Annotated in this window: 20 protein-coding genes; 3 read left to right on the top strand and 17 right to left on the bottom strand. The window is 66.2% G+C overall.

Annotation, left to right across the window (positions count from 1 at the left end; genetic code table 11):
* Positions 1-18: 18 nt before the first annotated feature.
* The 16 genes from SB816_RS18015 to SB816_RS17940 all read right to left on the bottom strand — a co-directional run bounded on the left by SB816_RS18015 (position 19) and on the right by SB816_RS17940 (position 19,819).
* Positions 19-1,359 (bottom strand): PA0069 family radical SAM protein, encoded by a 1,341-nt coding sequence (locus SB816_RS18015; protein ID WP_054501438.1) that lies wholly within the window; start codon positions 1,357-1,359, stop codon positions 19-21.
* Positions 1,360-1,571: 212 nt separating this feature from the next.
* Positions 1,572-2,870, bottom strand: a complete 1,299-nt coding sequence (locus SB816_RS18010) for a sulfate adenylyltransferase subunit 1 (protein ID WP_410547348.1) — start codon at positions 2,868-2,870, stop codon at positions 1,572-1,574.
* Between the two features lie 43 nt (positions 2,871-2,913).
* The gene (gene cysD / locus SB816_RS18005) at positions 2,914-3,822 is read right to left on the bottom strand and encodes a sulfate adenylyltransferase subunit CysD (protein WP_064526919.1); all 909 of its coding nucleotides are present in this window, start codon (positions 3,820-3,822) and stop codon (positions 2,914-2,916) included.
* Positions 3,823-3,862: 40 nt separating this feature from the next.
* Positions 3,863-4,612: a phosphoadenylyl-sulfate reductase gene (locus SB816_RS18000; protein WP_064526921.1), complete on the bottom strand. Its 750-nt coding sequence runs from the start codon at positions 4,610-4,612 to the stop codon at positions 3,863-3,865.
* Positions 4,609-5,673 carry a sulfate/molybdate ABC transporter ATP-binding protein gene (locus SB816_RS17995; RefSeq protein ID WP_175167622.1) on the bottom strand — a complete coding sequence of 355 codons (1,065 nt, stop codon included), beginning with the start codon at positions 5,671-5,673 and terminating at the stop codon, positions 4,609-4,611. Before SB816_RS17995 ends, SB816_RS18000 begins: the two co-directional genes overlap by 4 nt.
* Before the next feature lie 25 nt (positions 5,674-5,698).
* Positions 5,699-6,598 carry a sulfate ABC transporter permease subunit CysW gene (cysW, locus tag SB816_RS17990; protein WP_049072367.1) on the bottom strand — a complete coding sequence of 300 codons (900 nt, stop codon included), beginning with the start codon at positions 6,596-6,598 and terminating at the stop codon, positions 5,699-5,701.
* A complete protein-coding gene (gene cysT / locus SB816_RS17985; protein ID WP_064526926.1) occupies positions 6,595-7,485 on the bottom strand; it encodes a sulfate ABC transporter permease subunit CysT in 891 nt (296 codons plus the stop codon). The genes cysW and cysT overlap by 4 nt, the downstream gene beginning before the upstream one ends.
* A 24-nt stretch (positions 7,486-7,509) precedes the next feature.
* Positions 7,510-8,538: a sulfate ABC transporter substrate-binding protein gene (locus SB816_RS17980; protein WP_049072363.1), complete on the bottom strand. Its 1,029-nt coding sequence runs from the start codon at positions 8,536-8,538 to the stop codon at positions 7,510-7,512.
* Between the two features lie 225 nt (positions 8,539-8,763).
* Positions 8,764-9,405 carry a peroxiredoxin gene (locus SB816_RS17975; RefSeq protein ID WP_006388282.1) on the bottom strand — a complete coding sequence of 214 codons (642 nt, stop codon included), beginning with the start codon at positions 9,403-9,405 and terminating at the stop codon, positions 8,764-8,766.
* 153 nt (positions 9,406-9,558) lie between these two features.
* Entirely contained in the window at positions 9,559-11,385 is a 1,827-nt protein-coding gene (locus tag SB816_RS17970) for an acyl-CoA dehydrogenase (RefSeq protein ID WP_410547347.1), read from the bottom strand.
* A gap of 161 nt (positions 11,386-11,546) precedes the next feature.
* Positions 11,547-13,250, bottom strand: a complete 1,704-nt coding sequence (gene aspT, locus SB816_RS17965; protein WP_116792314.1) for an aspartate-alanine antiporter — start codon at positions 13,248-13,250, stop codon at positions 11,547-11,549.
* 37 nt (positions 13,251-13,287) lie between these two features.
* A complete protein-coding gene (locus SB816_RS17960; RefSeq protein WP_054501444.1) occupies positions 13,288-15,102 on the bottom strand; it encodes a bifunctional aspartate transaminase/aspartate 4-decarboxylase in 1,815 nt (604 codons plus the stop codon).
* A 142-nt stretch (positions 15,103-15,244) separates the two neighbouring features.
* Positions 15,245-16,936 carry an aspartate-alanine antiporter gene (aspT, locus tag SB816_RS17955; RefSeq protein WP_116792316.1) on the bottom strand — a complete coding sequence of 564 codons (1,692 nt, stop codon included), beginning with the start codon at positions 16,934-16,936 and terminating at the stop codon, positions 15,245-15,247.
* Positions 16,937-17,135: 199 nt separating this feature from the next.
* The gene (locus SB816_RS17950) at positions 17,136-18,065 is read right to left on the bottom strand and encodes an electron transfer flavoprotein subunit alpha/FixB family protein (protein ID WP_144655005.1); all 930 of its coding nucleotides are present in this window, start codon (positions 18,063-18,065) and stop codon (positions 17,136-17,138) included.
* A gap of 1 nt (position 18,066) precedes the next feature.
* Positions 18,067-18,816 (bottom strand): electron transfer flavoprotein subunit beta/FixA family protein, encoded by a 750-nt coding sequence (locus SB816_RS17945; protein ID WP_410547346.1) that lies wholly within the window; start codon positions 18,814-18,816, stop codon positions 18,067-18,069.
* Between the two features lie 79 nt (positions 18,817-18,895).
* The gene (locus SB816_RS17940) at positions 18,896-19,819 is read right to left on the bottom strand and encodes a histone deacetylase family protein (protein WP_082401859.1); all 924 of its coding nucleotides are present in this window, start codon (positions 19,817-19,819) and stop codon (positions 18,896-18,898) included.
* Between the two features lie 10 nt (positions 19,820-19,829).
* Here SB816_RS17940 and mltB point away from each other — a divergent pair, with 10 nt between their 5' ends.
* Entirely contained in the window at positions 19,830-20,990 is a 1,161-nt protein-coding gene (gene mltB, locus SB816_RS17935) for a lytic murein transglycosylase B (RefSeq protein ID WP_144655004.1), read from the top strand.
* Positions 20,991-21,027: 37 nt separating this feature from the next.
* Here the strand turns inward: mltB and SB816_RS17930 are convergent, their stop codons facing one another.
* Positions 21,028-22,077: a cyclase family protein gene (locus tag SB816_RS17930; RefSeq protein ID WP_054501939.1), complete on the bottom strand. Its 1,050-nt coding sequence runs from the start codon at positions 22,075-22,077 to the stop codon at positions 21,028-21,030.
* Between the two features lie 68 nt (positions 22,078-22,145).
* On the opposite strand from SB816_RS17930, the gene SB816_RS17925 reads away from it, so the two are divergent.
* Positions 22,146-22,922, top strand: coding sequence for an IclR family transcriptional regulator (locus SB816_RS17925; protein ID WP_054501449.1), 777 nt, complete (start codon positions 22,146-22,148; stop codon positions 22,920-22,922).
* Complete coding sequence (locus tag SB816_RS17920; RefSeq protein ID WP_064527124.1) at positions 22,919-23,899, top strand: Bug family tripartite tricarboxylate transporter substrate binding protein; 981 nt, start codon at positions 22,919-22,921, stop codon at positions 23,897-23,899. Before SB816_RS17925 ends, SB816_RS17920 begins: the two co-directional genes overlap by 4 nt.
* The last annotated feature ends 63 nt before the right edge of the window (positions 23,900-23,962 follow it).

Below are 23,962 nucleotides of genomic sequence, written 5' to 3'. Positions count from 1 at the left end.
CCAAGGCTGGGCCGTGGGTCAATCGAACAACGACAACTGCCCGGCGACCATCGCGCGCAACTGGCGCGCGCCGCGCCCGTAGGCGCCGGCAACCGGCAAGGCACTGGCAAAAGGGACCCCTGAAGACGCTTTCGCGTCAGCCGGGGATGGGAAAACGGGAGCGCCGGCAGCGGCTGGCGGGAACAAGGCGGCCGAACCACCGGCGGGCGCCGGGGCCAGGAAACGGTCGCAGTCGAGGGCAAGCCGGTGGCGGTTCAGGCCAAGCTTGCGGGTGGCCACGGCGAAGCGCTGGCGCAGCAGGTCGGCCCAGATGCCGGTGCCCCGCATGCGCGAACCGAAGTTGGGATCGTTGCGGCGGCCGTTGCGCAGGTCTTCGATACGGTGGAGCACGCGCTGCGCACGGTCGGGGAAATGGGCGTTGAGCCAGTCCTCGAACAGCGTTTTGACTTCCCAGGGCAGGCGGATGACGGTGTAGCTGGCGTAGTGCGCACCGGCCGCCTTGGACTCCTGCAGGATGTGTTCCATGGCGTCATCGTTGATGAAGGGGATCACGGGCGCCACCAGCACGCCGACCGGCACGCCGGCGGCGGTCAGGCTGCGCACGGCCTCCAGGCGGCGCCACGGCGCCGCGGCGCGCGGCTCGAGCGTGCGGGCCATGTCGGCGTCCAGCGTGGTGATGCTCATGTAGACGACCACGAGGTTCTGTTCGGCCAACGCCGCCAGGAGGTCGAGGTCGCGCGCCACCAGGGCGTTCTTGGTGACGATGGTGAGGGGGTGGCGGGTCTCGAGCATCAGCTCGAGCATGCCGCGCGTCAGGCGCCAGTCGCGCTCGATGGGCTGGTAGGCGTCGGTGGCCGATCCGATGTTGATGGGCGACGGCTTGTAGCCAGGACGGCTGATTTCCGCCCGCAGCGCCTCTACGGCGTTGGCCTTGGCCACCAGCCGCGTCTCGAAATCGAGGCCGGGGGAATAGCCCAGGTAGGAATGGGTGGGACGGGCGTAGCAATAGACGCAGCCATGCTCGCAGCCACGGTAGGGATTGACGGCCACGTCGAAGGGGATGTCGGGCGAATCGTTGCGCGACAGGATCTTGCGGGCTTCTTCGGCGGTGACGGTGGTCTTGGGGGCCGCAGGCGCCCGGCGGACATCGGGCAGGATGGGGATGACGGAAGTATTGGGGACGGCATCAACGAAATCGGCCGGGAGGCCCGAAGCGGACCAGCCATCGTCGACTTGCACGCGATCGTCTTTCTGGAAGCGATGCCGAACATTAGTAACCGCACCCCGACCGCGCAAGGCGGCGGGGGCGGCAGCCGGGGACCCAGAACCGGCGGGAAAAGAATGATCGGTGCGTGCCATGAAAACAACTGTACAAAAACACAGTGGTTTTGACAAGCACCAAAAGCCTTTTCGTAAGACAGCCCCACTTTACCGCAAGACGAAGACGGCGTCCGGACAATTCGATTTCATGTTGCGATATCGCCCGGAAACCCGCGCCGGCATTGGGTTTGGAATAAAAACAACACCCAAAAACCGGTGCGGGGCGGGCCCTTCCCGCCCCGACTTGCGGTTTACCGAAGCATGCCTGCCGCCGCGGTCTGATGCGTGGCTTCGTCGATCAGGATGAAGGCGCCGGTGGCGGGCACATCGGCGTATCGATCGACCGCCAACGACTCGCGCGTGGTGAATGCAACGCGACCGATGTCGTTCATGCGCAGCGTGCCTTCGGTGTTCTCCACTTCCTGCAGTTCGTGGATGTCGCGATGCGAGAGCACCGCGCGGATCTTCGCCGACGTCAGTCGCGTGCCATGCTTGAGCAGATACTTGCGCGCGGGGTTGAGCGCCTGCGCATCGAGCCAGCACAGCTCCGCCTCGAATTCGCGCGCGACCTGCGCCGGCGCCGCCGCGTGCACGATCACGTCGCCGCGCGAGACATCGACGTCGCGGTCCAGCACCAGCGTGACCGAGTCGCCCGCCACCGCTTCATCGAGTGCCCGATCGAACAACCGCACTTCCTGCACGCGCGCGGTCACGCCCGACGGCTGCACCGCGATCTCGTCGCCGGGACGCAGCACGCCGCTGGCGATGCGGCCGGCATAGCCGCGGAAATCGTCCTTGCGATTGCCATCGTGGCGCGCCACCCACTGCACCGGAAAGCGCAGCGGACCCGCGCCGCCGTCGCCGCTCAGATCCAGCGACTCCAGCAACGTCAGCAGCGGTTGCCCCGAGTACCAAGGCGTCTTGTCCGACCGCGTCACCAAGTTGTCGCCGTTCAGCGCCGACAACGGCAGCGCGTCGAAGTGAGCGATGCCGAGCTTGCCCGCCAGGTCGGCATAGGCGGCGCGGATACGCTCGAACACGGCCGGGTCCCAATCCACCAGGTCCATCTTGTTGACGGCCACCACGATGTGGCGGATGCCCAGCAGGCGGGCGATGGTGCTGTGGCGCTTGGTCTGCGGCAGCAGCTTGCCATCGGCGGCGCGGGTGGCGTCGATCAGGATCACGGCCACGTCGGCGGTCGATGCGCCGGTCACCATGTTGCGGGTGTACTGCTCGTGGCCGGGCGCGTCGGCGATGATGAACTTGCGCGCCGGAGTCGAGAAGTAGCGATAGGCCACGTCGATGGTGATGCCCTGCTCGCGCTCGGCCTCAAGGCCATCCGTGAGCAGGGAGAAGTCGATGCCGCCCTCGGCCACGCGCTTGTACTTGGCGCGCGAGATGGCGTCGAGCTGGTCGGCGAACACGCCCTTGCTGTCATACAGCAGGCGGCCGATCAGCGTCGACTTGCCGTCGTCCACCGATCCCGCGGTGATCAGGCGCAGCACGCCCGAGTCGGCGCCCGAAAGAAAAGAATCGTTTACTGCGTTCATATGCGTCCCCTGTCGGCCGGCCAGGCGCCGGCCACTCGTGCGATCAGAAATAGCCTTCCTTCTTGCGGCGCTCCATCGAGGCCTCGGAAGTCTGGTCGTCCATGCGCGTGGCGCCGCGCTCGGTGATATCGGTCACCGCGGTCTCGGCGATGATGGCGGCGGTATCGGCGGCATCCGAGGCCACCGGGCAGGTGCAGGAGATATCGCCCACGGTGCGGAAACGCACCGACAGGCGCTCGACCGTGTCGCCGTCCTGCGGCGGCGTCAGGCGCGTGACCGGCACCAGCAGGCCCTTGCGCCGCACCACCTCGCGCTCGTGGCTGAAGTAGATCGACGGCAGCGCCAGCCGTTCGCGCTGGATGTACTGCCAGACGTCCAGCTCGGTCCAGTTGGAGATCGGGAACACCCGCATGTTCTCGCCGCGGTGCACCTTGGTGTTGAACAGGTTCCACAGTTCCGGGCGCTGGGCCTTGGGGTCCCACTGGCCGAACTCGTCGCGGAACGAGAAGATGCGCTCCTTGGCGCGCGCCTTTTCCTCGTCGCGGCGGGCTCCGCCGATGCAGGCGTCGAAGCCGAACTCCTCGATCGCCTCCAGCAGCGTCACGGCCTGCGCCGCATTGCGCGAGTCGGTCTCGCGCCGCAGCACCACGCTGCCGCGCTTGATCGAGTCTTCCACGCTGCGCACGATCAGGGTCTCGCCCAACTCGGCCGCGCGAGCATCGCGGAAGGCGATGACCTCGTCGAAGTTGTGGCCGGTGTCGATGTGCATCAGCGGGAACGGAAAGCGCCCCGGCCGGAAGGCCTTTTCGGCCAGGCGCAGCAGCACCACCGAATCCTTGCCGCCCGAGAACAGCAGCACGGGCTTCTCGCTCTCGGCCGCCACCTCGCGCATGATGAAAATGGCTTCCGATTCCAGCCAGTCCAGGTGGCTGCGTTGAATCACTGCGGACATAGGTATTCCCCTAAAACGAATTCTTGATACGTGATGGGCGTCAGGCGCGCGTGTTTTCCGCGACGATGCCAATGACCCGGTTGCCTGCGTGCAGGCCGCATTCCTTGGAGTCCGACGACTCCCACCACCAGCGCCCGGCCCGCAGGTCTTCGCCCGGGCGGATGGCGCGGGTACAGGGCTCACAGCCGATGGACGGATAGCCCTGGTCGTGCAGCGGGTTGTAGGGGATGCCCAGGCCGCGGATCACGCCCCAGACATCCTCTTCGCTCCATTCGGCCAGCGGGTTGAACTTGTAGAGGCCGAAGGTGGCGTCGCCCTCTTCCAGGTGCAGTTCACCGCGCGTGGTCGATTGCGCGCGCCGCTGCCCGGTGATCCAGGCGCCGCGTCCTGCCAGCGCGCGCTTGAGCGGCTCGACCTTGCGGATCTGGCAACAGGCCTTGCGCAGCTCGACGCTCTCGTAGAAGGCGTAGGCGCCGTGCTCGGCCACATGGCGCTCGACCGCCCCGGAATCGGGTCGATACACGGTGATCTCGCGTCCGTAGCGTTCGCGCACCGCGTCCAGCACGCCCAGCGTTTCCGCGTGCAGCCGGCCGGTGTCCAGCGTGAAGACCTCCAGGTCCAGGCCGGCGCTGTAGATGGCGTGCGTCAGCACCATGTCCTCGGCCGCCAGCGACGAGGCCAGCGCCGCGTCGGGATAGCGCTGGCGCGCGTCCGCCAGCCGCGCGATCAGTTCGTGCCAGCGAACCGCAAGGGCCGGCGCCAGGCCGGCGGCGAGATCGACGGCCGTCATGCTTGCACCGCGAAGACACGCGCCCGGCGCGGGCGGGCCAGCAGGATGTCGCCATCGCGCAGCGCCAGTTCGCGATAGAGATGCTCGGGCACCTCGGCCTCGATGACGGCGTCGGAATCCTGGCTGGCCAATTCCAGGTAGGCGCTGGGGCCGGCCAGGTAGGCATGGGAGAGACGCACCGGGATGCCCGCGCCACCCTCGCGGTAGCGCTCGATGTCGAATTCGTGCGGCCGCACATAAGCGGTGGCGCGCTGCGCCTCGGCCTGCGCCAGTTCTGGCGCAGGCAGCGACAGTCCCGCCCCCTCCCAGACGCCGCGGCTCGCGACGCCTTGCAACTGGTTGACGTCGCCCAGGAAACCGTAGACGAACGGCGTGGCCGGTCCTTCCCAGACCTCGCGCGGGGTGCCGACCTGTTCGATCCTGCCGGCGTTCATCAGCACCACGCGGTCGGCCACTTCCAGCGCCTCTTCCTGGTCGTGGGTGACGAACACGCTGGCCACGTTCAGCTCATCGTGCAAGCGACGCAGCCAGCGGCGCAGCTCCTTGCGCACCTTGGCGTCGAGCGCGCCGAACGGCTCGTCCAGGAGCAACACGCGCGGCTCCACCGCCAGCGCGCGCGCCAGCGCGATACGCTGGCGCTGGCCGCCCGACAGTTGCGCCGGGTAGCGGTCCGCCAGCCAATCGAGCTGCACCAGGTTGAGCAGGTCATGCACCTTGCGCCGGATCTGGTCTTCCGGCGGCCGCTGCGAGCGATGCTTGACGCGCAGGCCGAAGGCAACGTTCTCGAACACCGTCATGTGCTTGAACAGCGCGTAGTGCTGGAACACGAAACCGACCTGGCGCTGGCGCACGTCCACCGCGGTGGCGTCCTCGCCGGCGAACAGCACGCTGCCCGTGTCGGCCGATTCCAGCCCGGCGATGATGCGCAACAGCGTGGTCTTGCCGCAGCCCGAAGGCCCCAGCAGCGCCACCAGCTCGCCCGTCTCGATGTGCAGCGATACGTCATTGAGCGCGCGGAACTGGCCGAAGCGCTTGGATAGATTGCGAACCTCGATACTCATGCTTGTCTCCGTCTGGCTGGCCGCGTCAGGCGACGGCCGGCTTGATGGCCGTCGCCGGCCCGGGATACTCGACCGGCAGCTCCGCCGCCTTCAGGTAGCGCGCGTTGCGCCACTCGACCACGTTCTTGGCCACCAGCGTCACCAACGCCAACAGCGCCAACAGCGAGGCCACCGCGAATGCCGCCGAATACTGGTATTCGTTGTAGAGAATCTCCACATGCAGGGTCATGGTGTTGGTCAGGCCGCGGATCTGGCCCGACACCACCGACACCGCGCCGAACTCGCCCATGGCCCGCGCATTGCAGAGAATGGCGCCGTACAGCAGGCCCCACTTGATGTTCGGCAGCGTCACCCGCCAGAAGATCTGCCAGCCGTTCGCGCCCAGCGTCAGCGCGGCCTGTTCTTCCTCGCTGCCCTGCGCCTGCATCAGCGGAATCAGCTCGCGCGCGACGAAGGGAAAGGTCACGAACAGCGAGGCCAGGATGATGCCGGGCACGGCGTAGACGATCTTCAGGTCGTGCGCCTGCAACCAGCCGCCGAACCAGCCCTGGGTGCCGAACAGCAGCACGAACACCAGGCCGGCCACCACCGGCGACACCGAGAACGGCAGGTCGATCAGCGTGATGAGGAACTGCTTGCCGCGGAACTGGAACTTGGTGATGGCCCAGGCCGCGGCCACCCCGAACACCAGATTGACGGGCAAGGCGATCGCCGCCACCAGCAAGGTCAGGCGGATCGCGGCCAGGGCGTCCGGCTCGACGATCGCTTCCAGGTAGAGCGCCCAGCCTTTGCGGAATGCTTCGTAGAACACCGCGGCCAGCGGCACCAACAGAAACAGCGCCAGAAAGCCCAGCGCCAGGAACAGCAGAATGCCGCGCACCCAGCGCGGCTCGGTCAGGTGCGCGGGACGGTCAACAAAGCTCATGCCTGTCTCCCCAGGCCGCGACGGGCCTGCCAGCCCTGCAGCAGATTGATGACGAAAAGCAGCACGAACGACAGCACCAGCATCACGGTGGCGATGGCGGCGGCGCCGGCGTAGTCGAACTGCTCCAGCTTGGCGATGATCAGCAGCGGCGTGATCTCGGACACCATCGGCATGTTGCCGGCGATGAAAACCACCGAGCCATACTCCCCGACGGCGCGGGCGAACGCCAGCGCGAAGCCGGTCATCAGCGCCGGCAACAGGGTCGGCAGCAGCACGCGGCGGATGGTCTGCCAGCGATCGGCGCCAAGGCTGGCGGCGGCCTCCTCGATTTCGCGCTCGATGTCTTCCAGCACCGGCTGCACCGTGCGCACCACGAACGGCACGCCGATGAAGATCAGCGCGATCACGATGCCCAGCGGCGTGAACGCCACCTTCAGGCCGAACCAGTTGGCCAGCGGCGCGCCCAGCCAGCCCTTTTCGGCGTACAGCGCGGTCAGGGCGATGCCGGCCACGGCGGTGGGCAGCGCGAACGGCAGATCCACCAGCGCGTCCAGGATCTTCTTGCCGGGAAAGCGGTAGCGCACCAGCACCCAGGCCACGATGGTGCCGAACACCAGGTTCACCAGCGCCGCCAGCAGCGAGGCGCCGAAGGTGAGCTGATAGGAGGCCAGCACCCGTGGCGCCGTAACCGCGTCCCAGAAGCCCTGCCAGCCCAGCGAGGCGCTCTTGATCGGCAGCGCCGCCAGGGGAATCAACACGAGCACGCTCAGGTACAGCACCGCGTAGCCCATGGAAATGCCGAAACCGGGCAGCACGCCCGGGCTGTTGCGCCGAACGGCAAAAGGCGCCTGCGCGCCCTTTGCCGTCGGAATCGAGGCTGAAGTCATGGCCGTCGTCCGCTGGTTGTCCGCTTACTTCTTCTGCGGCTGGTAGATCTGGTCGAAGGTGCCGCCGTCGCTGAAGTGGTCCTTCTGCGCCTTGCGCCAGCCGCCGAAGATCTTGTCGTCGATGGTCACCAGCTTGACCTTGGGGAACTTGCTTTCGTACTTGGCGGCCACGGTCTTGTCGATCGGCCGGTAGTAGTTCTTGGCGATGATCTCCTGGGCCGCCGGGGTGTAGAGGAATTCCAGGTAGGCCTGGGCCGCGGCACGGGTGCCCTTCTTGTCGACGATCTTGTCGACGATGGCCACGGGCGGCTCGGCCAGGATCGACAGCGACGGCACCACGATGTCGAACTTGTCCGGACCCAGTTCCTCCAGCGCCAGGAAGGCTTCGTTTTCCCAGGCCAGCAGCACATCACCCACGCCGCGCTCGACGAAGGTCGTGGTGGCGCCGCGGGCGCCGGTATCGAGCACCGGCACGTGCTTGAGCAGCTCGCCGACATAGGCGCGCGCCTTCTCTTCGCTGCCGCCGTTCTTTTCCAGCGCGTAGGCCCAGGCGGCCAGATAGTTCCAGCGGGCACCGCCCGAGGTCTTGGGGTTGGGCGTGATCACCTGCACGCCGTCCTTGACCAGGTCGTCCCAGTCCTTGATGTGCTTGGGATTGCCCTTGCGCACCAGGAACACGATGGTCGAGGTGTAGGGCGAGCTGTTCTGCGGCAGGCGCGCCTGCCAGTTCTCGGGCAAGAGGCCGCGGTCGGCGATGGCGTCGATGTCGTAGGCCAGCGCCAGCGTCACCACGTCGGCTTCCAGGCCGTCGATGACCGAGCGCGCCTGGCGGCCGGAGCCGCCGTGCGACTGACGGATGGTCAGGTCGACGTTGGCCTTTTCCTTGTACTGCTTGATGAAGGCGTCATCGATGGCGCGATACAGTTCGCGCGTCGGGTCGTACGACACGTTCAAAAGAGTCTGCTTCTGCTGCGCCTGCGCCGGCGCGATCGCGGCGAGAGACATCGTCACTGCGGCCAAGGCGGCCAACCATCCGGCTTTCCTGAAAGACATTCCCTGCTCCCTTCGCGTGTTTGGCAATGTGGAAGCAAGTTTGCCGGGGGCCTGTTCTGAACGGAACGAATCATTCTTTGATTGCTCATCGCTCCCAGGCATATAGCGCGGCCGCCGCCCCCTGTGAAAAAGCCGCGCATTCCCAGGGAATACGCGGCTTTGCGGGTGGCTGGCGCCAGAATCCGGGCAAGCGGTGACGCACCGCCTTGCGCACGGATTTCTTATTTACTTATTCGGTTGGGGCGTAATGCGCAGATAGGGACGCACCGCCTTGTAGCCCTTCGGGAACTTCTGCTTGATCACCGCTTCGTCCTGCAGAGACGGCACGATGATGACGTCGTCGCCGTCTTCCCAGTTGACCGGCGTGGCCACGCTGTGGCTGTCGGTCAGTTGCAGCGAGTCGATGACGCGCAGGATCTCGTTGAAGTTGCGGCCAGTGCTGGCCGGATACGTGATGATCAGGCGCACCTTCTTGTTCGGGTCGATGATGAAGACCGAGCGCACAGTCAGCGTGGCGTTGGCGTTGGGGTGGATCATGTCGTACAGCTCGGACACCTTGCGATCCTTGTCGGCCAGGATCGGGAAATTGACCTTGGTCGACTGGGTGTCGTTGATGTCCTCGATCCACTTGGTGTGCGAGTCGGTGCCGTCCACCGACAGCGCCAGCACCTTCACGTTGCGCTTGGCGAATTCGTCGGCCAGCTTGGCGGTGTAGCCCAGCTCGGTGGTGCAGACAGGCGTGAAGTCGGCCGGATGCGAGAACAGCACGCCCCAGCTATTGCCCAGATACTCATGGAAACGGATCGGGCCGGCCGAGGATTCCTGTTCGAAATCGGGCGCGGTGTCGCCCAGGCGTAGATGACTCATGGTGTCTCCTGCTTGCGGATTCAGGTTACGGAATCGACCGGCCGCCACGTCCGGCGGCCGGCCTGAAAAACGTTTCGGCGGCGGCCTGTGCCGCCCCTGGAAACGATTCTTCCATCAAACCTGTTGCAGGGGAAATACGCAAGACATATAACCTTATGCAATATTCGCGGCCGCGCCGCAGGCGTCCGCCACCACGCCGGCGCGCACCGCCGCCGACAGCGCCAGGGCGCGCGGCAGGATGTGGGCGGCGTAGAACAATCCCGTCGCCAGCTTCTCGCGATGGAACGGATCGGTCGATCCCCCCGCCAGGAGCCGGCGGCACGCCAGCACCGCGCGCGCCATCTGCCAGCCGCCATGCACGACGCCGGCCAGCATCAGGTACGGCACGCTGCTGGCGTACACCGCCCGGATATTCGCCGCGGATTGTTCAAGGATGAATTCCACGCCCGACTCATAGGCCTGGATGGCGCTGTCGAGGTTGTCGCGCAGCAGGCGCAGGCCGTCGCGGTCGGCGGCGGCCGCCCGCGACGACTCGGCCTCGACCGCCCGCAAGGTCTCGCGCATGGCCGAGATGGCGGCGTAGGCGGTGGCGCCGCCATCGCGCTGCGTCTTGCGGCTGACCAGGTCATTGGCCTGGATCGCGGTGGTGCCTTCGTAGATCGGCAGGATGCGCGCATCACGGTAATACTGCGCGGCCCCGGTCTCCTCGATATAGCCCATGCCCCCATGCACCTGGATGCCGAGCGAGGCCACCTCCACCGCCGATTCGGTCGAGAAGCCCTTGACGATGGGCACCATGTATTCGTAGAACGCGCGATTGCGGGCGCGCTGCTCGGGATCCGGGTGATGCGTGCCTTTGTCGTGCGCAGCGGCGGTCACGTACGACACGGCGCGCGCCGCCTCGGTGAGCGCCTTCATGGTCAGCAGCATGCGCTGCACGTCCGGATGGCGCGCGATCGCGACCGCCGCGGAGGAACCTTCCACCGCCCTGCCCTGCACCCGTTCGCGCGCATAGGCCAGCGCGTGCTGGTAAGCCCGCTCGGACACGCCGATGCCCTGCTGCCCGACCGAATAGCGGGCCGCGTTCATCATGATGAACATGTATTCCAGGCCGCGATTCAACTCGCCCACCAGATAGCCGACCGCGCCTTCGCCCGCCTCGCCCTTGCCCGAGCCATACAGCAGCACGGCCGTGGGACTGCCATGGATGCCCAGCTTGTGCTCCAGCGAGGCGCACCAGACGTCGTTGCGCGCGCCCAGGGCGCCATCGGCGCCGACCAGGAACTTGGGCACGATGAACAGCGAGATGCCCTTGACCCCGGGCGGCGCGTCCGGCGTGCGCGCCAGCACCAGGTGGATGATGTTCTCGGCCAGGTCATGCTCGCCGTAGGTGATGAAGATCTTCTGGCCCGACAGACGATAGCTGCCGTCCTCCTGGCGCACCGCACGGGTGGCGACCTGGGCCAGGTCCGAGCCGGCCTGCGGCTCGGTCAGGTTCATGGTGCTGGTCCATTTGCCGCCGATGAGGTTGGGCACGAACTTCTTGCGCTGTTCTTCCGAGCCGACGGTGAGGATGGCCTCGATCACGCCGTCGGTCAGCATCGGGCACAACGAAAACGCCAGGCTGGCGGCCTGGATGTTTTCGCCAGGCGCGGCCGCGACCAGCTTGGGCAGCCCCTGGCCGCCCCAGGCCTGCGGATGCTGCAGTCCCTGCCAGCCACCGGCGGCATAGTCCTTGAATCCCTGGGCGTAGCCTGGCGTCGCGGTCACATGGCCGTCGTTCCAGACGGGCGGGCGGGTATCGCCGGGTACGTTCAGCGGCGCGATCGCCTGCTCGACGAAGCGGCCGTTCTCTTCCAGGATGGCGTCCACCAGATCGGGCGTCACCTCTTCGAATCCGGGCAGTTTGAGGACGTCGTCCAGGCCGGCCAGTTCCTTCAGCGCGAAGCGGAAATCCTGCAGCGGGGTAAGGTAGGGCATCTTGTCTCCATGAGCCTGCGCCCGTGACGGCGGGGGCGGCGGGGTGCGATGGGATGCCGCCTTGGGCGACACGCATGGCGCGGTCGATGGCGGTCTCGGTAGTTTCCCTAGCCTATGTTAAACCCTCGCTCCGCCTCATGGGGCAACGCGCCCTGCCGGCCTCATCCACCGAGGTGATGCGCCAGCGACACAATGATCGGCCCCAGCACCGGCAACAGCACGTTGGCGATGGCGTAGGTCACGGTGTAGCCCAGCAGCGGCACCGCGCTGCCGCTGGCGCCCAGGATGGCGCTGATCGCCGGCGTGCTGACGTGCTGGCCCGCGATGGCGCCGACCAGCAGCGGCCCCTCTATCTTGAGCAGCTTGTGCCCGACCCACAGCGACAGGCAGGCCGGCCCGAGCGATACCAGCAGGCCGATCAGCGGCAGCACCGCGCCGTGCTCGCGGATCAGCGACACCGCCTCCGGCCCGGCCGACAGGCCGACGCAGGCGACAAACACCGCCAGCCCCAGATCCTTGAGCAATTGCACCGCCTGGTCCGGCATGTGCCCCAATGCGGGCCGCTTGGCGTTGATCCAGCCGCACACCAGGCCGCTGACCAGGGCGCCGCCGCCGCTGCCCAGCGACACCGGAATGCCCCAGAGGCGTGCCCCCAGCGCGCCGATCATCAAGCCCGCGAGAATGCCGAAGGCCAGGAACACCAGGTCGGTCACGCCGCTGCGCCGCAGCTCGTTGCCCAGCCCCGCGCCGGCCTGCGACAACTCGGGCTCGGCGCCCACCAGCGTCACCAGGTCGCCATACTGCACCACGGTGGCAGGCGTGAGCGGCAGCATATGACCGGACCGCTGGATCGACTGCAGGAACACGCCCCGCGCCCGCTGCGCGCGCGGCCCCTTGGCCAATTCGCCCAGGGTGCGGCCATTAACCGTCTTCCTGTTGACGATGACTTGCAACTCGGCCAGTTGCAGGTCATCGGCATGCGCCTCCGGCAACTGGATCTCCGGCCCGACGACCGAGCCGGCCCGCAGCGCGAAGCGGCGCAGGCCCAGCACGACGACGATATCGCCGGTGGCCAGCCGGTCCTCGGGCGTGGGCTCGATCGCCTCGCCATTGCGCAGGATGCGGCTGATGGCGGTGCGTCCGCCCAATTCGGCTTCGACCTCGCCCACCGTCCTGCCGTCCGCGTCCTTGACCACGTGCGAGCGGCCCACCAGCCGCGGCAGGGTCGGCAGCAGGTTCTCGTCGGTCTCGCCCGGCCCCCCGCCCAGTTTCTCCTCAAGCGCTTTGGAGGCCTCGCGCAGGTTGATGCGCAACAGGGCCGGCGCCACCTGGCTGGTGAAGAACACGATGCTGATCAGGCCCACCAGATAAGTCAGCGTGTAGGCGGTGGCGATATTGGCCTCCATGCGCTGCACGTCGGCGTCGGGCAGACCCAGGTGCTTGAGCGCCTCCGCCGCGGTCCCGACCACGGCCGACTCGGTTGCCGCCCCGGCAGCCAGTCCAGCCGCCGTGCCCGCGTCCAGCCCGAACAGCGGCACCGCCAGCAGCACGATGGTCAGCACCAGCAGCGCCTCGATGATGGGCAGCACGATGTAGCGCAGGCTGGACCGGTTCAGGTTGGCGAAGAACTGCGGTCCGCCCGAATAGCCCATGGCGAAGATGAACAGGGCGAACGCGACCTCCTTCAGGTCGCCGCGCATCTGGCAACCGGTCTGGCCGATCAGCAGGGCAACGATGAGCGTGCCGCACACGCCCCCGAGCTGGATCGGCCCGACCTTGAGCTTGCCGATCAGGTATCCCAACCCCACCGTCAGAAACAGCACCGCGATGGGAACGTTATTGAAAAACCCGACTGAGCACGTCATGAGGTCATGTCACCCTGGATCTGGCGGACGATGGCGGCTACTTCGCCCCTTTGGTGGCCGAGCGCTCGGCCTTGGCGGCCTTCTTGACCGCCTGCTTCACCGCCTTCTTGGCGGCTTGCTTGCCGGCGGCCTTGCGCTTGGCGGCGGCGGGCTTGACCTTCTGGCCCTTGCCGGCGGTCGGACCCGAACGCACCAGTTGGCCGGCCTTCCAGGCCTCGACGTATTCCGTGGCGGCGTCGACCATGTGCTTGCCGATCTTGGAATAGTCGCCATCATCCAGGTTGGCCAGCGAAATCCGGATCGACCACGGCGGGCCGCCGAAACCGCCGCCGTCCATCAACACCACGCCGGATTTCTCGGCCAGGCGGAACAGGAAGTCGACCGGCTCGTAGTTGGACGTCATGTATTTGCAGAAGGCATCGCCGTAGGTGTTCTTGGCCCACACCATGAAGTCCAGCTCGACGTAGTACCAGCCGCGCATCGGGTCTTCCGGCGGCAGCGGCGCCCCCAGCCCGCGCCACAGCGCGTCGCGTCGGGCGCGCACGATCTGCATCGTCAGGTGCTTGTAGGCGTCCTTCAGGTCCAGCAGGTGCGACAGAGCGAAAAAGCCCATCTGCACCTGCTGCGGCAGCGACAGGCCCGCCGTGTGGTTCAGCGCCACGTTGCGGCTGTCGGCCACCATTCGGTCGATGAACTTGAGCTTCTCGGGCTCCATGGTCATGGCGCCATAGCGCTTGTTCAGGCGCTTCTTCCACGACGCCGGCAGCTCGGCGATCCGGCGGTCCATGGTGTTCTGCTCGTGGGTCGCGATCACGCCCAGGCGCCAGCCGGTGCAGCCGAAGTTCTTCGAGAACGAATACACGCAGATGGTGTTGTGCGGCACCTCGGCCATCAGCGAGCGGAAGTTGGGCACGAAGGTGCCGTACACGTCGTCTGTCACCAGCACCAGGTCCGGATTCTTGCGGATCAGTCCCACGATCTGCTTCATCTCGACCGGGCTGAAGGCGACCGACGGCGGGTTGCTGGGGTTCACCGTCACCGCCAGCTTGATCTTCGGATTCTCGAGCTTGGCGATTTCCGAGGCCGGATAGTGCCAGTCGTGGGTGCCGTCGGCGCGCACGCTACTGGCGTTGATGGCGACGATCTTGAACTGGAAGCGCTCCAGGTGCGCGATCTCGATGTAGGGCGTGAAGGTCGGCAGGAACAGCGCGATGGTATCGCCCTGCTTGAGCAGCCCGTTCTGCATCAGCGAATCGAAGATGTAGCACATGGCCGCCGTGCCGCCCTCGACCGGGAACAGGTCGAACTTGCCCTTGGGCGGCCGGCCGTCGCACATTTCCTTGATCAGGTAGTCATGCACCACCTGCTCAAGATGCACCAGGGCGCGCGGCGGCACCGGATAGTTGTCGCCGATGACGCTGTCGGTCAGCTCATGGATCCATTCGTCGGGCACGAAGTTCTTGATCTTCACGCCGTACTCCAGCACCCCGGCCAGGAAGTCCGCGCCCGCCGCGCCCTTGTTCTTGGACAGGAACTTGCGCAGGCGGTCGGCGCAGCCCTTCTTGGGCGGCATGCCCGCCAGAATCACATCGTCGCGCACCCGGCGCGCTTCCTTCATGGCGAACTGGCCCAGCAGGAAGAAGGCGTCGCGCGGTTCGGTGGCAATCCAGTTGGGATTGCCGCGACCCGCGTTCAACATGGTCAGCGCGGCCGTCTGCTGGGTGTCCTTGGCCAGCGTGATCAGATAATCCTTCAGTTCAAAGGGAGACAGTTGCTCCAGGTCGCGTTGGCGCGAGCGGGTGGTTTTCAGGGCCGAGGCCAGGCTGACGGTGAGAGGCGCGGTGGAAGCCATTGTTCAGTTACTCCTGGTTTGCGATTGACGGACGCTTGCCGGGAATTTCCCGGACGGATGGTCCGCCCGCGGTTCGCGGGCGGACATCCCGCAGAAATCCGTTTCCCCCGAAGGGCGAGATTTCCTTCGGCGGAAACGGCCCCTAGGTCATGAGCATGACGATGACAATGCCCCAGATGATGAGCAGGGTATTGCCGATGGCGTAGGGCACGGTGTAGCCCAGGGCGGGCACCTGGCTCTTCGCGGTCTCGGTGATCTGGCCGATGGCGGCCGTGGTGGTGCGCGCCCCGGCGCAGACCCCGAGGACGATGGCCGGGTGGAACTTGAAGACGTAGCGGGCGATATACACCCCCAATATCATCGGCACGCTGGTGGCGATGATGCCCGCAATGAAAAGCTTGGCGCCCAGTTGCTGGAAGCCCTGCACGAAGCCTGGGCCCGAACTGATTCCGACCACGGCCACGAAGGCGGTCAGGCCGACCGAAGTGAGGAACCAGTGCACGGGTTCCGGCACCCGGCCAAAAGTCGGGTGCACCGATCGCAGATAGCCGAAGATCAGCCCCGCGATCAGCGAGCCGCCCGAAGTCGACAGCGTGATCGGAATGCCGCCCACGGTCAGCACCAGCGTGCCGAACAGCCCGCCCAGCAGGATTCCGAAGCCCACGAACACCATGTCGGTCTGCTCGGTGGCGCGGTCCACGTACCCCACCTTGCCGACCACCCGCTCGACATCGCGCTTGGCGCCAAGGAGGAACAGGCGGTCGCCGCGGTCGAGCTTGAGGCCCCAGTTGATCGGCATCTCATGGCCGCCGCGAACCACTTTGCGCAGGAACACGCCACGCCCCAGTGCGCGTACCTGCTCCATTTCGGCGATTTCCTTGACGGTCTTGCCCGCCAGATTCTTGTTGGTCAGCACAACCTCGACGATCTCGGCGGGCAGGTTGATCAGGTCACGGTCCTCGACTTCGGCGCCGATGATCCCGGCCGCCTGCAATACCAGCGCGTCGTGCCGGCCAGCCACGCCCAGGACGTCGCCGGCCTGCAGCACGGTGGTGGAATCGGTGTCGAGGATCTGGTCGCCGCGGCGGATGCGCTCGATGAACACGCGCGCCTCGACGAAGCGCGACTCGACATCGCCCACGGTCTTGCCGACCCATTCGGAATGATCGAGCTTGTAGGCGCGAGAGATGAACTTGCGGTAGCCCGACAGCTCCATCGAATCCGCGCCGCCGGACATCTTGGCCTCGTACTCCTTGCACTCCTTGACGATGTCCACGCGCATCAGTTTCGGGCCCAGCGAGGCCAGCAGCCAGGCGCTGCCGACCGTGCCGAAGATGTAGCAGACCGCATACGCCACCGGAATGCTGTCGATCCACTTCTTCTTGGTGGCCGCGTCGATGCCCAGGCCGTTAATGGTGTCGGTGGCCACCCCCATCACCGCCGAAATGGTCTGCGCGCCGGACAGCAGCCCCGCGCCGGTGCCGGCATCGAAGCCGAAGCCCACGGCAGTGCCCCAGGTCACCAGCAGGCAGATGACGCAGATGACCACGGCGAAAATGACTTGCGGCAGGCCATCGCTTTTCATGCCGCGAAAGAATTGCGGGCCGACGCCATAGCCCAGGCCGAACAGGAACAGCAGGAAGAAGACTTGTTTGACGATCGGGGCGATCGTGATATCGAGCTGGCCGACCAGCACGCCCACCAGCAGGGTGCCGGTGACCGCCCCCAGGTTGAATCCGAATATCTTTTTGGCACCGATCCAATATCCCAGACCCAGGGTAAGGAATATCGCCAGTTCCGGATATTTCCGCAGAGTGTCAAATAACCATTCCATCCCGAATCTCCTTCGTTATGTACCGGCCAAGCACTTGCGCGAATCCTATCTGCGCGCGGCATACATTATCAGAATCTTTCCAAAGATCAAAAGAATTGCACTGGAAATAGCAAATAGTTTCGATTGTCAGGCGGGCAAATAAAAAGCCCGCGGACATAATGTCCGCGGGCTTTTGGCATTAACGCCGGGGCGCGTCGACTTACAGGGCGCTGGTCAGTTCGGGAACCACCTGGAACAGATCGCCAACCAGGCCATAATCGGCCACGCCGAAAATCGGCGCTTCGGCATCCTTGTTGATGGCGACGATGACCTTGGAGTCTTTCATGCCGGCCAGATGCTGGATGGCGCCGGAAATGCCGACGGCCACGTACAGTTGCGGCGCAACGATCTTGCCGGTCTGGCCGACCTGCCAATCGTTCGGCGCGTAGCCGGCATCGACCGCGGCGCGCGAGGCGCCCAGGGCCGCGCCGAGCTTGTCGGCCAGCGGATCCAGGATCTTGAAGTTCTCGGCGCTGCCCAGGCCACGGCCGCCGGACACGACGACGCGGGCGCCGGCCAGTTCCGGACGGTCGCTCTTGGCGACTTCGCGGCCGACGAAGCTCGACAGGCCGGAATCGGCCACGGCGGCGACGTCTTCCACGGCAGCCGAGCCGCCCTGCGCGGCCACGGCGTCAAAGCCGGTGGTGCGCACGGTGATGACCTTGACCGGGTCGGCCGACTGCACGGTGGCGATGGCGTTGCCGGCGTAGATCGGGCGCTGGAAGGTGTCGGCGGATTCGACACCGATGATGTCGGAGATCTGGGCCACGTCGAGCTTGGCGGCCACGCGCGGGGCGACGTTCTTGCCCGAGGCGGTGGCCGGGAACAGGATGTGGCTGTAGCCCGAGGCCACGGCCAGCACCTGGGCGGCGACGTTCTCGGCCAGGCCGTCGGCCAGTTGCGGCGCGTCGGCCAGCAGCACCTTGGCCACGCCAGCCGCCTGCGCGGCCTGGTCGGCCACGGCGCGGGCATTGGCGCCGGCGACCAGCACGTGGACGTCGCCTCCGATCTTGGCGGCGGCGGCGACGGCGTTCAGGGTTGCGCCCTTGAGTTGGGCGTTATCGTGTTCGGCAATAACCAGCGTCGTCATCTCAAACCACCTTCGCTTCGTTCTTGAGTTTGTCCACCAGGGCCGCGACATCGGCCACCTTGATGCCGGCCTTGCGGGCGGGCGGCTCGCTGACCTTGCGCGTCTTCAGGCGCGGCGCCGGATCCACACCCAGTTCCTCGGGGGTGACGGTATCCAGCTGCTTCTTCTTGGCCTTCATGATGTTCGGCAGCGTGACGTAGCGCGGCTCGTTCAGGCGCAGGTCGGTGGTGATGATGGCCGGCAGCTTGAGCGTCAGCGTTTCCAGGCCGCCGTCCACTTCACGCGTGACGGTGGCCTTGCCATCGGCCAGCTCGACCTTGCTGGCGAACGTGGCTTGCGGCCAGTCCAGCAGCGCGGCCAGCATCTGGCCGGTCTGGTTGGCGTCGTCGTCGATGGCCTGCTTGCCCAGGATCACCAGTTGCGGCTGTTCCTTGTCGACGAGGGCCTTGAGCAACTTGGCCACGGCCAGCGGTTGCAGTTCGGCGTCGGTCTGGACCAGCACGCCACGGTCGGCGCCGATGGCCATGGCGGTGCGCAGGGTTTCCTGGCATTGCGCAACGCCGCAAGAAACCGCCACGACCTCGGCCACGGCGCCCTTTTCCTTCAGGCGGGTGGCTTCCTCGACGGCGATCTCGTCAAAGGGGTTCATCGACATCTTCACATTGGCGATATCCACGCCGGTCTGATCAGACTTGACGCGCACCTTGACGTTGTAGTCAACGACGCGCTTGACAGGTACCAACACCTTCATCCCGCTGCCTCCAAATGGAAATAAATTCCCGGCGGATCAACGACCCGCCGGGATCGCATTGCACAATTTTTTCCTGATTCTACAGCTTCGCCAGCGCCCGTATATGGGCCACGACGCTGCGCCCCAGGGCGGACAGGTTGTAACCGCCCTCGAGCGTGCTGACGATCCGCCCCTGGCAGTGGCGTTCGGCCACCTCCACGAGCTGCTCGGTGATCCATGCATAGTCGGCCTCCACCAGCCCCATTTGACCCATGTCGTCCTCGCGGTGGGCATCGAAACCGGCCGAAATCAGAATAAGTTCCGGGCGGTGCGCCTCCAGCCGCGGCAGCCAGGTGTCCGTGACGATGGCGCGGACGGCGGCGCCCGCCGTATAGGCGGCCACCGGCACGTTGACCATGTTGGCCGCCGGATGTTCGGTGCCGCTGTTGGGAAAGAAGGGATGCTGGAAAATGCTGCACATGAGCACCCGGTCGTCGCCGGCGAAGACATCCTCGGTGCCGTTGCCGTGGTGCACGTCGAAATCGACGATCGCCACCCGCGACAGGCCGTGGAAGTCCATGGCGTGGCGGGCCGCGATGGCCACGTTGTTCAGGAAGCAGAAGCCCATCGCCTGCGTGCGGCAGGCATGGTGCCCGGGCGGACGCACCGCACAAAAAGCCGTGCGGGCCTCGCCGCCGATCACCGCGTCGACCGCCGCCACCCCTGCGCCGGCAGCGTACAGCGCGGCCTCGTAGGTATGCGGATTCATCAGGGTATCGGGATCTATCGGGTAATACCCTTGCTCGGGCGTATGTCCGCGCAAATCGTCCAGATACTGGACAGTGTGCACCCGCAGCAAGTCATGGCGCGACGCCTGCGGCGCCTGCCGGTCATCCAGATAGGGCATCAGGCCGCTGGCAAGCAATTGGTCGGAAATGGCGTCCAGCCTCTGCGGGCTCTCCGGATGCCAACTGCCCATTTCATGCAAGCGGCATGCCGGGTGGGTAAGATACATGGTCTCCATAAGGAAGATTATGTTCACCTGTCGGCGATTACTGCAACTCGGCACCTTGTCGGCCCTCCTGGCCGGCTGTTCCACCACCGCTCCCACCGCCTCGAATCCCTCCGCCGTCCAGGCCCCCGCGGCCACCGCCGGCAACCCCGCCCCCATCCGCATCGGACCCGCGGCGCCGCCCCCCGGCCCCGAACTGGCGGACGACGGCCCGGCCGCCCTCACCCCCAGCGGCGTCCTGCGCCCCGAGGTGCGCAGCTTCGTCGAAAGCCTGGCCGTCGAACGCAATCTGCCGCTGCAGCCGATGGTCTCGGCGCTCGAAAGCACGCGCTACAACGCCACCGTGGCGCGCCTGATCGCGCCGTCACCGCCGGGGAAAAAGATCTGGCGCAGCTGGCTGACCTACCGCTCGCGCTTCGTCGAGCCCAAGCGCATCGGCTGGGGCGTGGAGTTCTACAACGAGCATCGCGACCAACTCAACCAGGCCGCGCAGCGCTTTGGCGTGCCGGCGCCGATCATCGCCTCGATCATCGGCGTTGAAACGCTCTATGGCCGCAACATGGGCAATTTCCGCGTGCTGGACGCGCTGACCACGCTGGCCTTCGATTATCCGGACCCGGCCAAGCCCGAGCGCGCCACCATGTTCCGAGGCCAACTGGCCGACTTCCTGACGCTGGCCATGACCGGCAAGCTCGACCTCGAAACGCGTGGCTCCTACGCCGGCGCCATCGGCATGCCGCAATTCATGCCCACCAGCATCAAACACTACGCGGTGGACGGCGACGGCAGCGGCCATATCGACCTGACCAACAACACCCGCGACGCCATCATGTCGGTCGGCAGCTTCCTGTCGCAGCACGGCTGGCAACGCGGACTGCCGGTATTCGCGCCGGTGACGTTGCCGGCCGATCCCACCGCGCTGGTGGACGGCGGCCTGGAACCCAAGCAGACCTGGGGCACCCTGACAGCGGCCGGCGCGCGCCTGCAGCCCGGCGCCTCGGCCAACGGCTGGGGCAGCCAGCCCATGGGCGTGGTCGATCTGGTGGAAGAAGCCCGCGGCACCGCGCAATACCGCGTCGGCACGCCCAACTTCTTCGCGCTGACGAAGTACAACCGCAGCTACTTCTACGCCACTGCCGTGGCAGATCTGGCCAGCGAAATCGAGGCGCGCGTCGGCCGCTGAGGGGCCGGTGCCCGCCGCGCCCGCGCCGCCGCAGGCTTCATACCGTGGCCACCGGCGTGGCGGGCGAACCCACCGCGCCCGGCAGGTTCAGCGGCGGCGCGGTCAGGAGGAAGCGGCTGCGGCCGTTGGCGGTCAGCCAGCGGGCCAGCGCGCCCAGATACCACATCTCGCCGATCGGCAGGCCGAGCTTGAAGATGCAGTGGTGGTGCAGCGGCAATGCCGCGCAGCACGCGTTCGGCTTCTGCGTCGGGTAGATCTCCAGCGCGTGGTTGTCCGACGCCATGGCGGCCACCTTGGAATCGGTGATCCACTGCAGCAGCTTCTCGTCGCTGCCATCCAGCCCGGCGCAGATCTCGTGCAGGGTGTGGTGGTCCGGCTGGCGCTGCTTTTCCAGCAGCGCATCGCCGAATTCGGTATGGAACAGCACGATATCGCCCTGCTCGATCTCGATGCCATCGGCCTCGATGATGCGCATCAGATCGTCGTAGCCCACCGACTTCTGCTCGCGGCCATAATGCCGGGCCAGGTCCACCATGACGCCACGGCTCTGCAGGCAGGATTCAGCCAGGTGGGTGATGTCCAGTTTCTTGGCATGGGAGGCGCCGCCACGCCCCAGGTCGGTCTTGGCGAAGCCATTGTCGACGTCGTAGTCCACCGGGCCGACCACGTGTTCGTTGGGACGGTAGCCGTTGTAGTAGACGCGCTCGGGCAGGCCATCGCCATTGGCGTCGAACAAGGCGCCCACGTGCGCCAGCGAATCCCACTGGGTCGAGTACTGCAGGCTCATCTCGACGATGTCGTCGCTCAGCACATCGACGCATCCCGGACGCAGGCGGCCCAGCGGAAAGTTCAGGTACTGGTCGCCGTCGCGCTCGGTCGGCCGCAGCTTGGGCGGATGGCGGCGCACATTGACGCCGTTGCCGCCGGGATAGTCCAGCGGCAGCGACAGACAGAAGCTCAGGCCCTCGCGGACTTCCTGGATTCCCTTCATCACGTTCGCGGGAGTGATGTAATTCAGGCAACCCCGTTGGTCATCAGGGCCGAAGTCTCCCCAGTTCGATCCCTCGGGACGGTTCTTCCATCTCATGTGGCGCGGCTCCTTGGCCATGAATTAAGAATTTGACACAAATTTATCACATATAGGATAATAACATCATGGATGTGAAAACAGCCGCACGAGTCCTGGATGTTCTGAACCTCTTCGCCGAGGCGCAGAAGCCATTGCTGTACAGCGAGATCGCCGCGCAGATGGAGATTCCGCTGTCCAGTTGCCATGGTCTGCTCAAGACCATGGTGGCGCGCGGCTATCTGTACGAGATCGGCAAGAAGCACGGCTACTACCCGACGCAGAAGCTGATCCACGTCGCCACCCTGATCTGTCGCAGCGATCCGCTGAACGCCGTGATCGAACCGGTGCTGGCGCGGGTGCGCGACATCACCGGCGAGACCGCCCTGCTGGCCAAGCTTGCAGACGACAAGGTCGTGTACCTGATCGTCGCCGAGTCCAAGCAGACCATCCGCTTCTCGCATCAGCCCGGCGGATTCAAGGCGGTGCACGCCACCAGCTCGGGCAAGGCCCTGCTTTCGGTGCTGTCCGAGGACGAGCGCCAGAAATGGTTCAAGACCTATCCCGGCTTCGCCTCGTACACCGAAACCACCCTGACCAGCCAGGCCGCGTTCGAGCGCGACCTGCAGGCCGGCATCCAGCGCGGCTGGCAACGTTCCCTGGGCGAAAACGTCGAGGACGTGATGTCCATCTCGCTCGGGTTCCGCGCCTATGAACAACCCTTCGCCATCGTGGTGGCCGGCCCCCTGGGGCGCATGCAGAAGAACGAAGCCACCACTGGCCAGCAACTGAAAGAGGTCAAGGCGCTGCTGTACGCGGCCCTGCCCTCGGCCAACCTCACCTTTGTAGGAGAAGACAGCAGATGAACAAGCGCACTTTGCTCGCCGCGGCATGCTCGGCGATCGCCATAGGGGCCCTGCCGCTGGCTGGCGCACAGGCGCAGGACGCCTATCCCGACAAGCCGATCCGCGTAATCATGCCGTGGGCCGCGGGTGGCCCGACCGACGTGGTGGGCCGCGTGATCGCGGTGCGCATGGGTGAAATCCTGGGCCAGCCGCTGGTGATCGAAAGCCGTCCCGGCGCCAGCGGCACCATCGGCGCCGCCCAGGTCGCGCGCGCGCCGGCCGATGGCTACACCGTGCTGATGAACCCGTCGGTGCAGGGCATCTACCCCGCCCAGTTCAAGAGCCTGACTTTCGACCCGATCAAGGATTTCCGCATGGTCGGCGTGCTGGGCACGGTGCCGATGGTGGCCGTGGTGCCGCCCGACTCCAAGTTCAAGACCTTCGGCGAGCTGATCGCGCAGGCCAAGGCCCAGCCGGGTTCGCTCAGTTTTGCCTCGCCCGGCGTGGCCACGCTGCCGCACCTGGCCGGTGAGCTGATCAACACCACCACCAAGGCCTCCATCTCGCACGTCGGCTACCGCGGCAGCAGCCCGGCCCTGACCGACGTCGCCGGCGGCCACGTCGACCTGATGTACGCACCGCTGGCGCCCGCCCTGCCCCTGATCCAGAGCGGCAAGGTGCGCCCGATCGCCGTCACCACCAAGACCCGCCTGGCCGAGCTGCCCGACGTCCCGACCATCGCCGAGAATGGCCTGCCCGGCTTCGACATCGTCACCTGGTACGGCATGTGGGTGCCCAAGGACACGCCCGAACCCATCATCGCCAAGCTCAACAAGGCCATGATCGAGGCGTCGCAATCGCCCAAGGTGGTCGAGGCGCTGAAATCGCAAGGCACCCTGCCCAGCACCATGAGCTACCAGGAAGCCGAAGCCTTCAACCTGGCCGAAAGCGCACGCTGGATCAAGGTGATGAAGGACGCCAACATCCAGCCCGAATAAGGACTGGACGGGCGCGGCGCCGCGCGATCGGGCCCGCAACGCAAACGCCCCACGCTCCGGATG

Origin of the sequence: Achromobacter sp. SIMBA_011 (assembly GCF_046535435.1) — a bacterium.
In the GTDB taxonomy this organism is placed as follows: Bacteria; Pseudomonadota; Gammaproteobacteria; order Burkholderiales; family Burkholderiaceae_B; genus Achromobacter; species Achromobacter dolens.
This window is presented reverse-complemented; position numbering and strand designations above follow the sequence as displayed.

Coding starts and splice junctions, on each gene's coding strand:
- cysT (WP_064526926.1), bottom strand. CDS start 7,485: ATGACTTCAGCCTCGATTCCGACGGCAAAGGGCGCGCAGGCGCCTTTT.
- SB816_RS18010 (WP_410547348.1), bottom strand. CDS start 2,870: ATGAACGCAGTAAACGATTCTTTTCTTTCGGGCGCCGACTCGGGCGTG.
- SB816_RS18015 (WP_054501438.1), bottom strand. CDS start 1,359: ATGGCACGCACCGATCATTCTTTTCCCGCCGGTTCTGGGTCCCCGGCT.
- SB816_RS17950 (WP_144655005.1), bottom strand. CDS start 18,065: ATGACGACGCTGGTTATTGCCGAACACGATAACGCCCAACTCAAGGGC.
- SB816_RS17930 (WP_054501939.1), bottom strand. CDS start 22,077: ATGAGATGGAAGAACCGTCCCGAGGGATCGAACTGGGGAGACTTCGGC.
- SB816_RS17945 (WP_410547346.1), bottom strand. CDS start 18,816: ATGAAGGTGTTGGTACCTGTCAAGCGCGTCGTTGACTACAACGTCAAG.
- SB816_RS17940 (WP_082401859.1), bottom strand. CDS start 19,819: ATGGAGACCATGTATCTTACCCACCCGGCATGCCGCTTGCATGAAATG.
- cysW (WP_049072367.1), bottom strand. CDS start 6,598: ATGAGCTTTGTTGACCGTCCCGCGCACCTGACCGAGCCGCGCTGGGTG.
- aspT (WP_116792316.1), bottom strand. CDS start 16,936: ATGGAATGGTTATTTGACACTCTGCGGAAATATCCGGAACTGGCGATA.
- SB816_RS17995 (WP_175167622.1), bottom strand. CDS start 5,673: ATGAGTATCGAGGTTCGCAATCTATCCAAGCGCTTCGGCCAGTTCCGC.
- SB816_RS17960 (WP_054501444.1), bottom strand. CDS start 15,102: ATGGCTTCCACCGCGCCTCTCACCGTCAGCCTGGCCTCGGCCCTGAAA.
- aspT (WP_116792314.1), bottom strand. CDS start 13,250: ATGACGTGCTCAGTCGGGTTTTTCAATAACGTTCCCATCGCGGTGCTG.
- SB816_RS18000 (WP_064526921.1), bottom strand. CDS start 4,612: ATGACGGCCGTCGATCTCGCCGCCGGCCTGGCGCCGGCCCTTGCGGTT.
- SB816_RS17975 (WP_006388282.1), bottom strand. CDS start 9,405: ATGAGTCATCTACGCCTGGGCGACACCGCGCCCGATTTCGAACAGGAA.
- SB816_RS17970 (WP_410547347.1), bottom strand. CDS start 11,385: ATGCCCTACCTTACCCCGCTGCAGGATTTCCGCTTCGCGCTGAAGGAA.
- SB816_RS17980 (WP_049072363.1), bottom strand. CDS start 8,538: ATGTCTTTCAGGAAAGCCGGATGGTTGGCCGCCTTGGCCGCAGTGACG.
- mltB (WP_144655004.1), top strand. CDS start 19,830: ATGTTCACCTGTCGGCGATTACTGCAACTCGGCACCTTGTCGGCCCTC.
- cysD (WP_064526919.1), bottom strand. CDS start 3,822: ATGTCCGCAGTGATTCAACGCAGCCACCTGGACTGGCTGGAATCGGAA.
- SB816_RS17920 (WP_064527124.1), top strand. CDS start 22,919: ATGAACAAGCGCACTTTGCTCGCCGCGGCATGCTCGGCGATCGCCATA.
- SB816_RS17925 (WP_054501449.1), top strand. CDS start 22,146: ATGGATGTGAAAACAGCCGCACGAGTCCTGGATGTTCTGAACCTCTTC.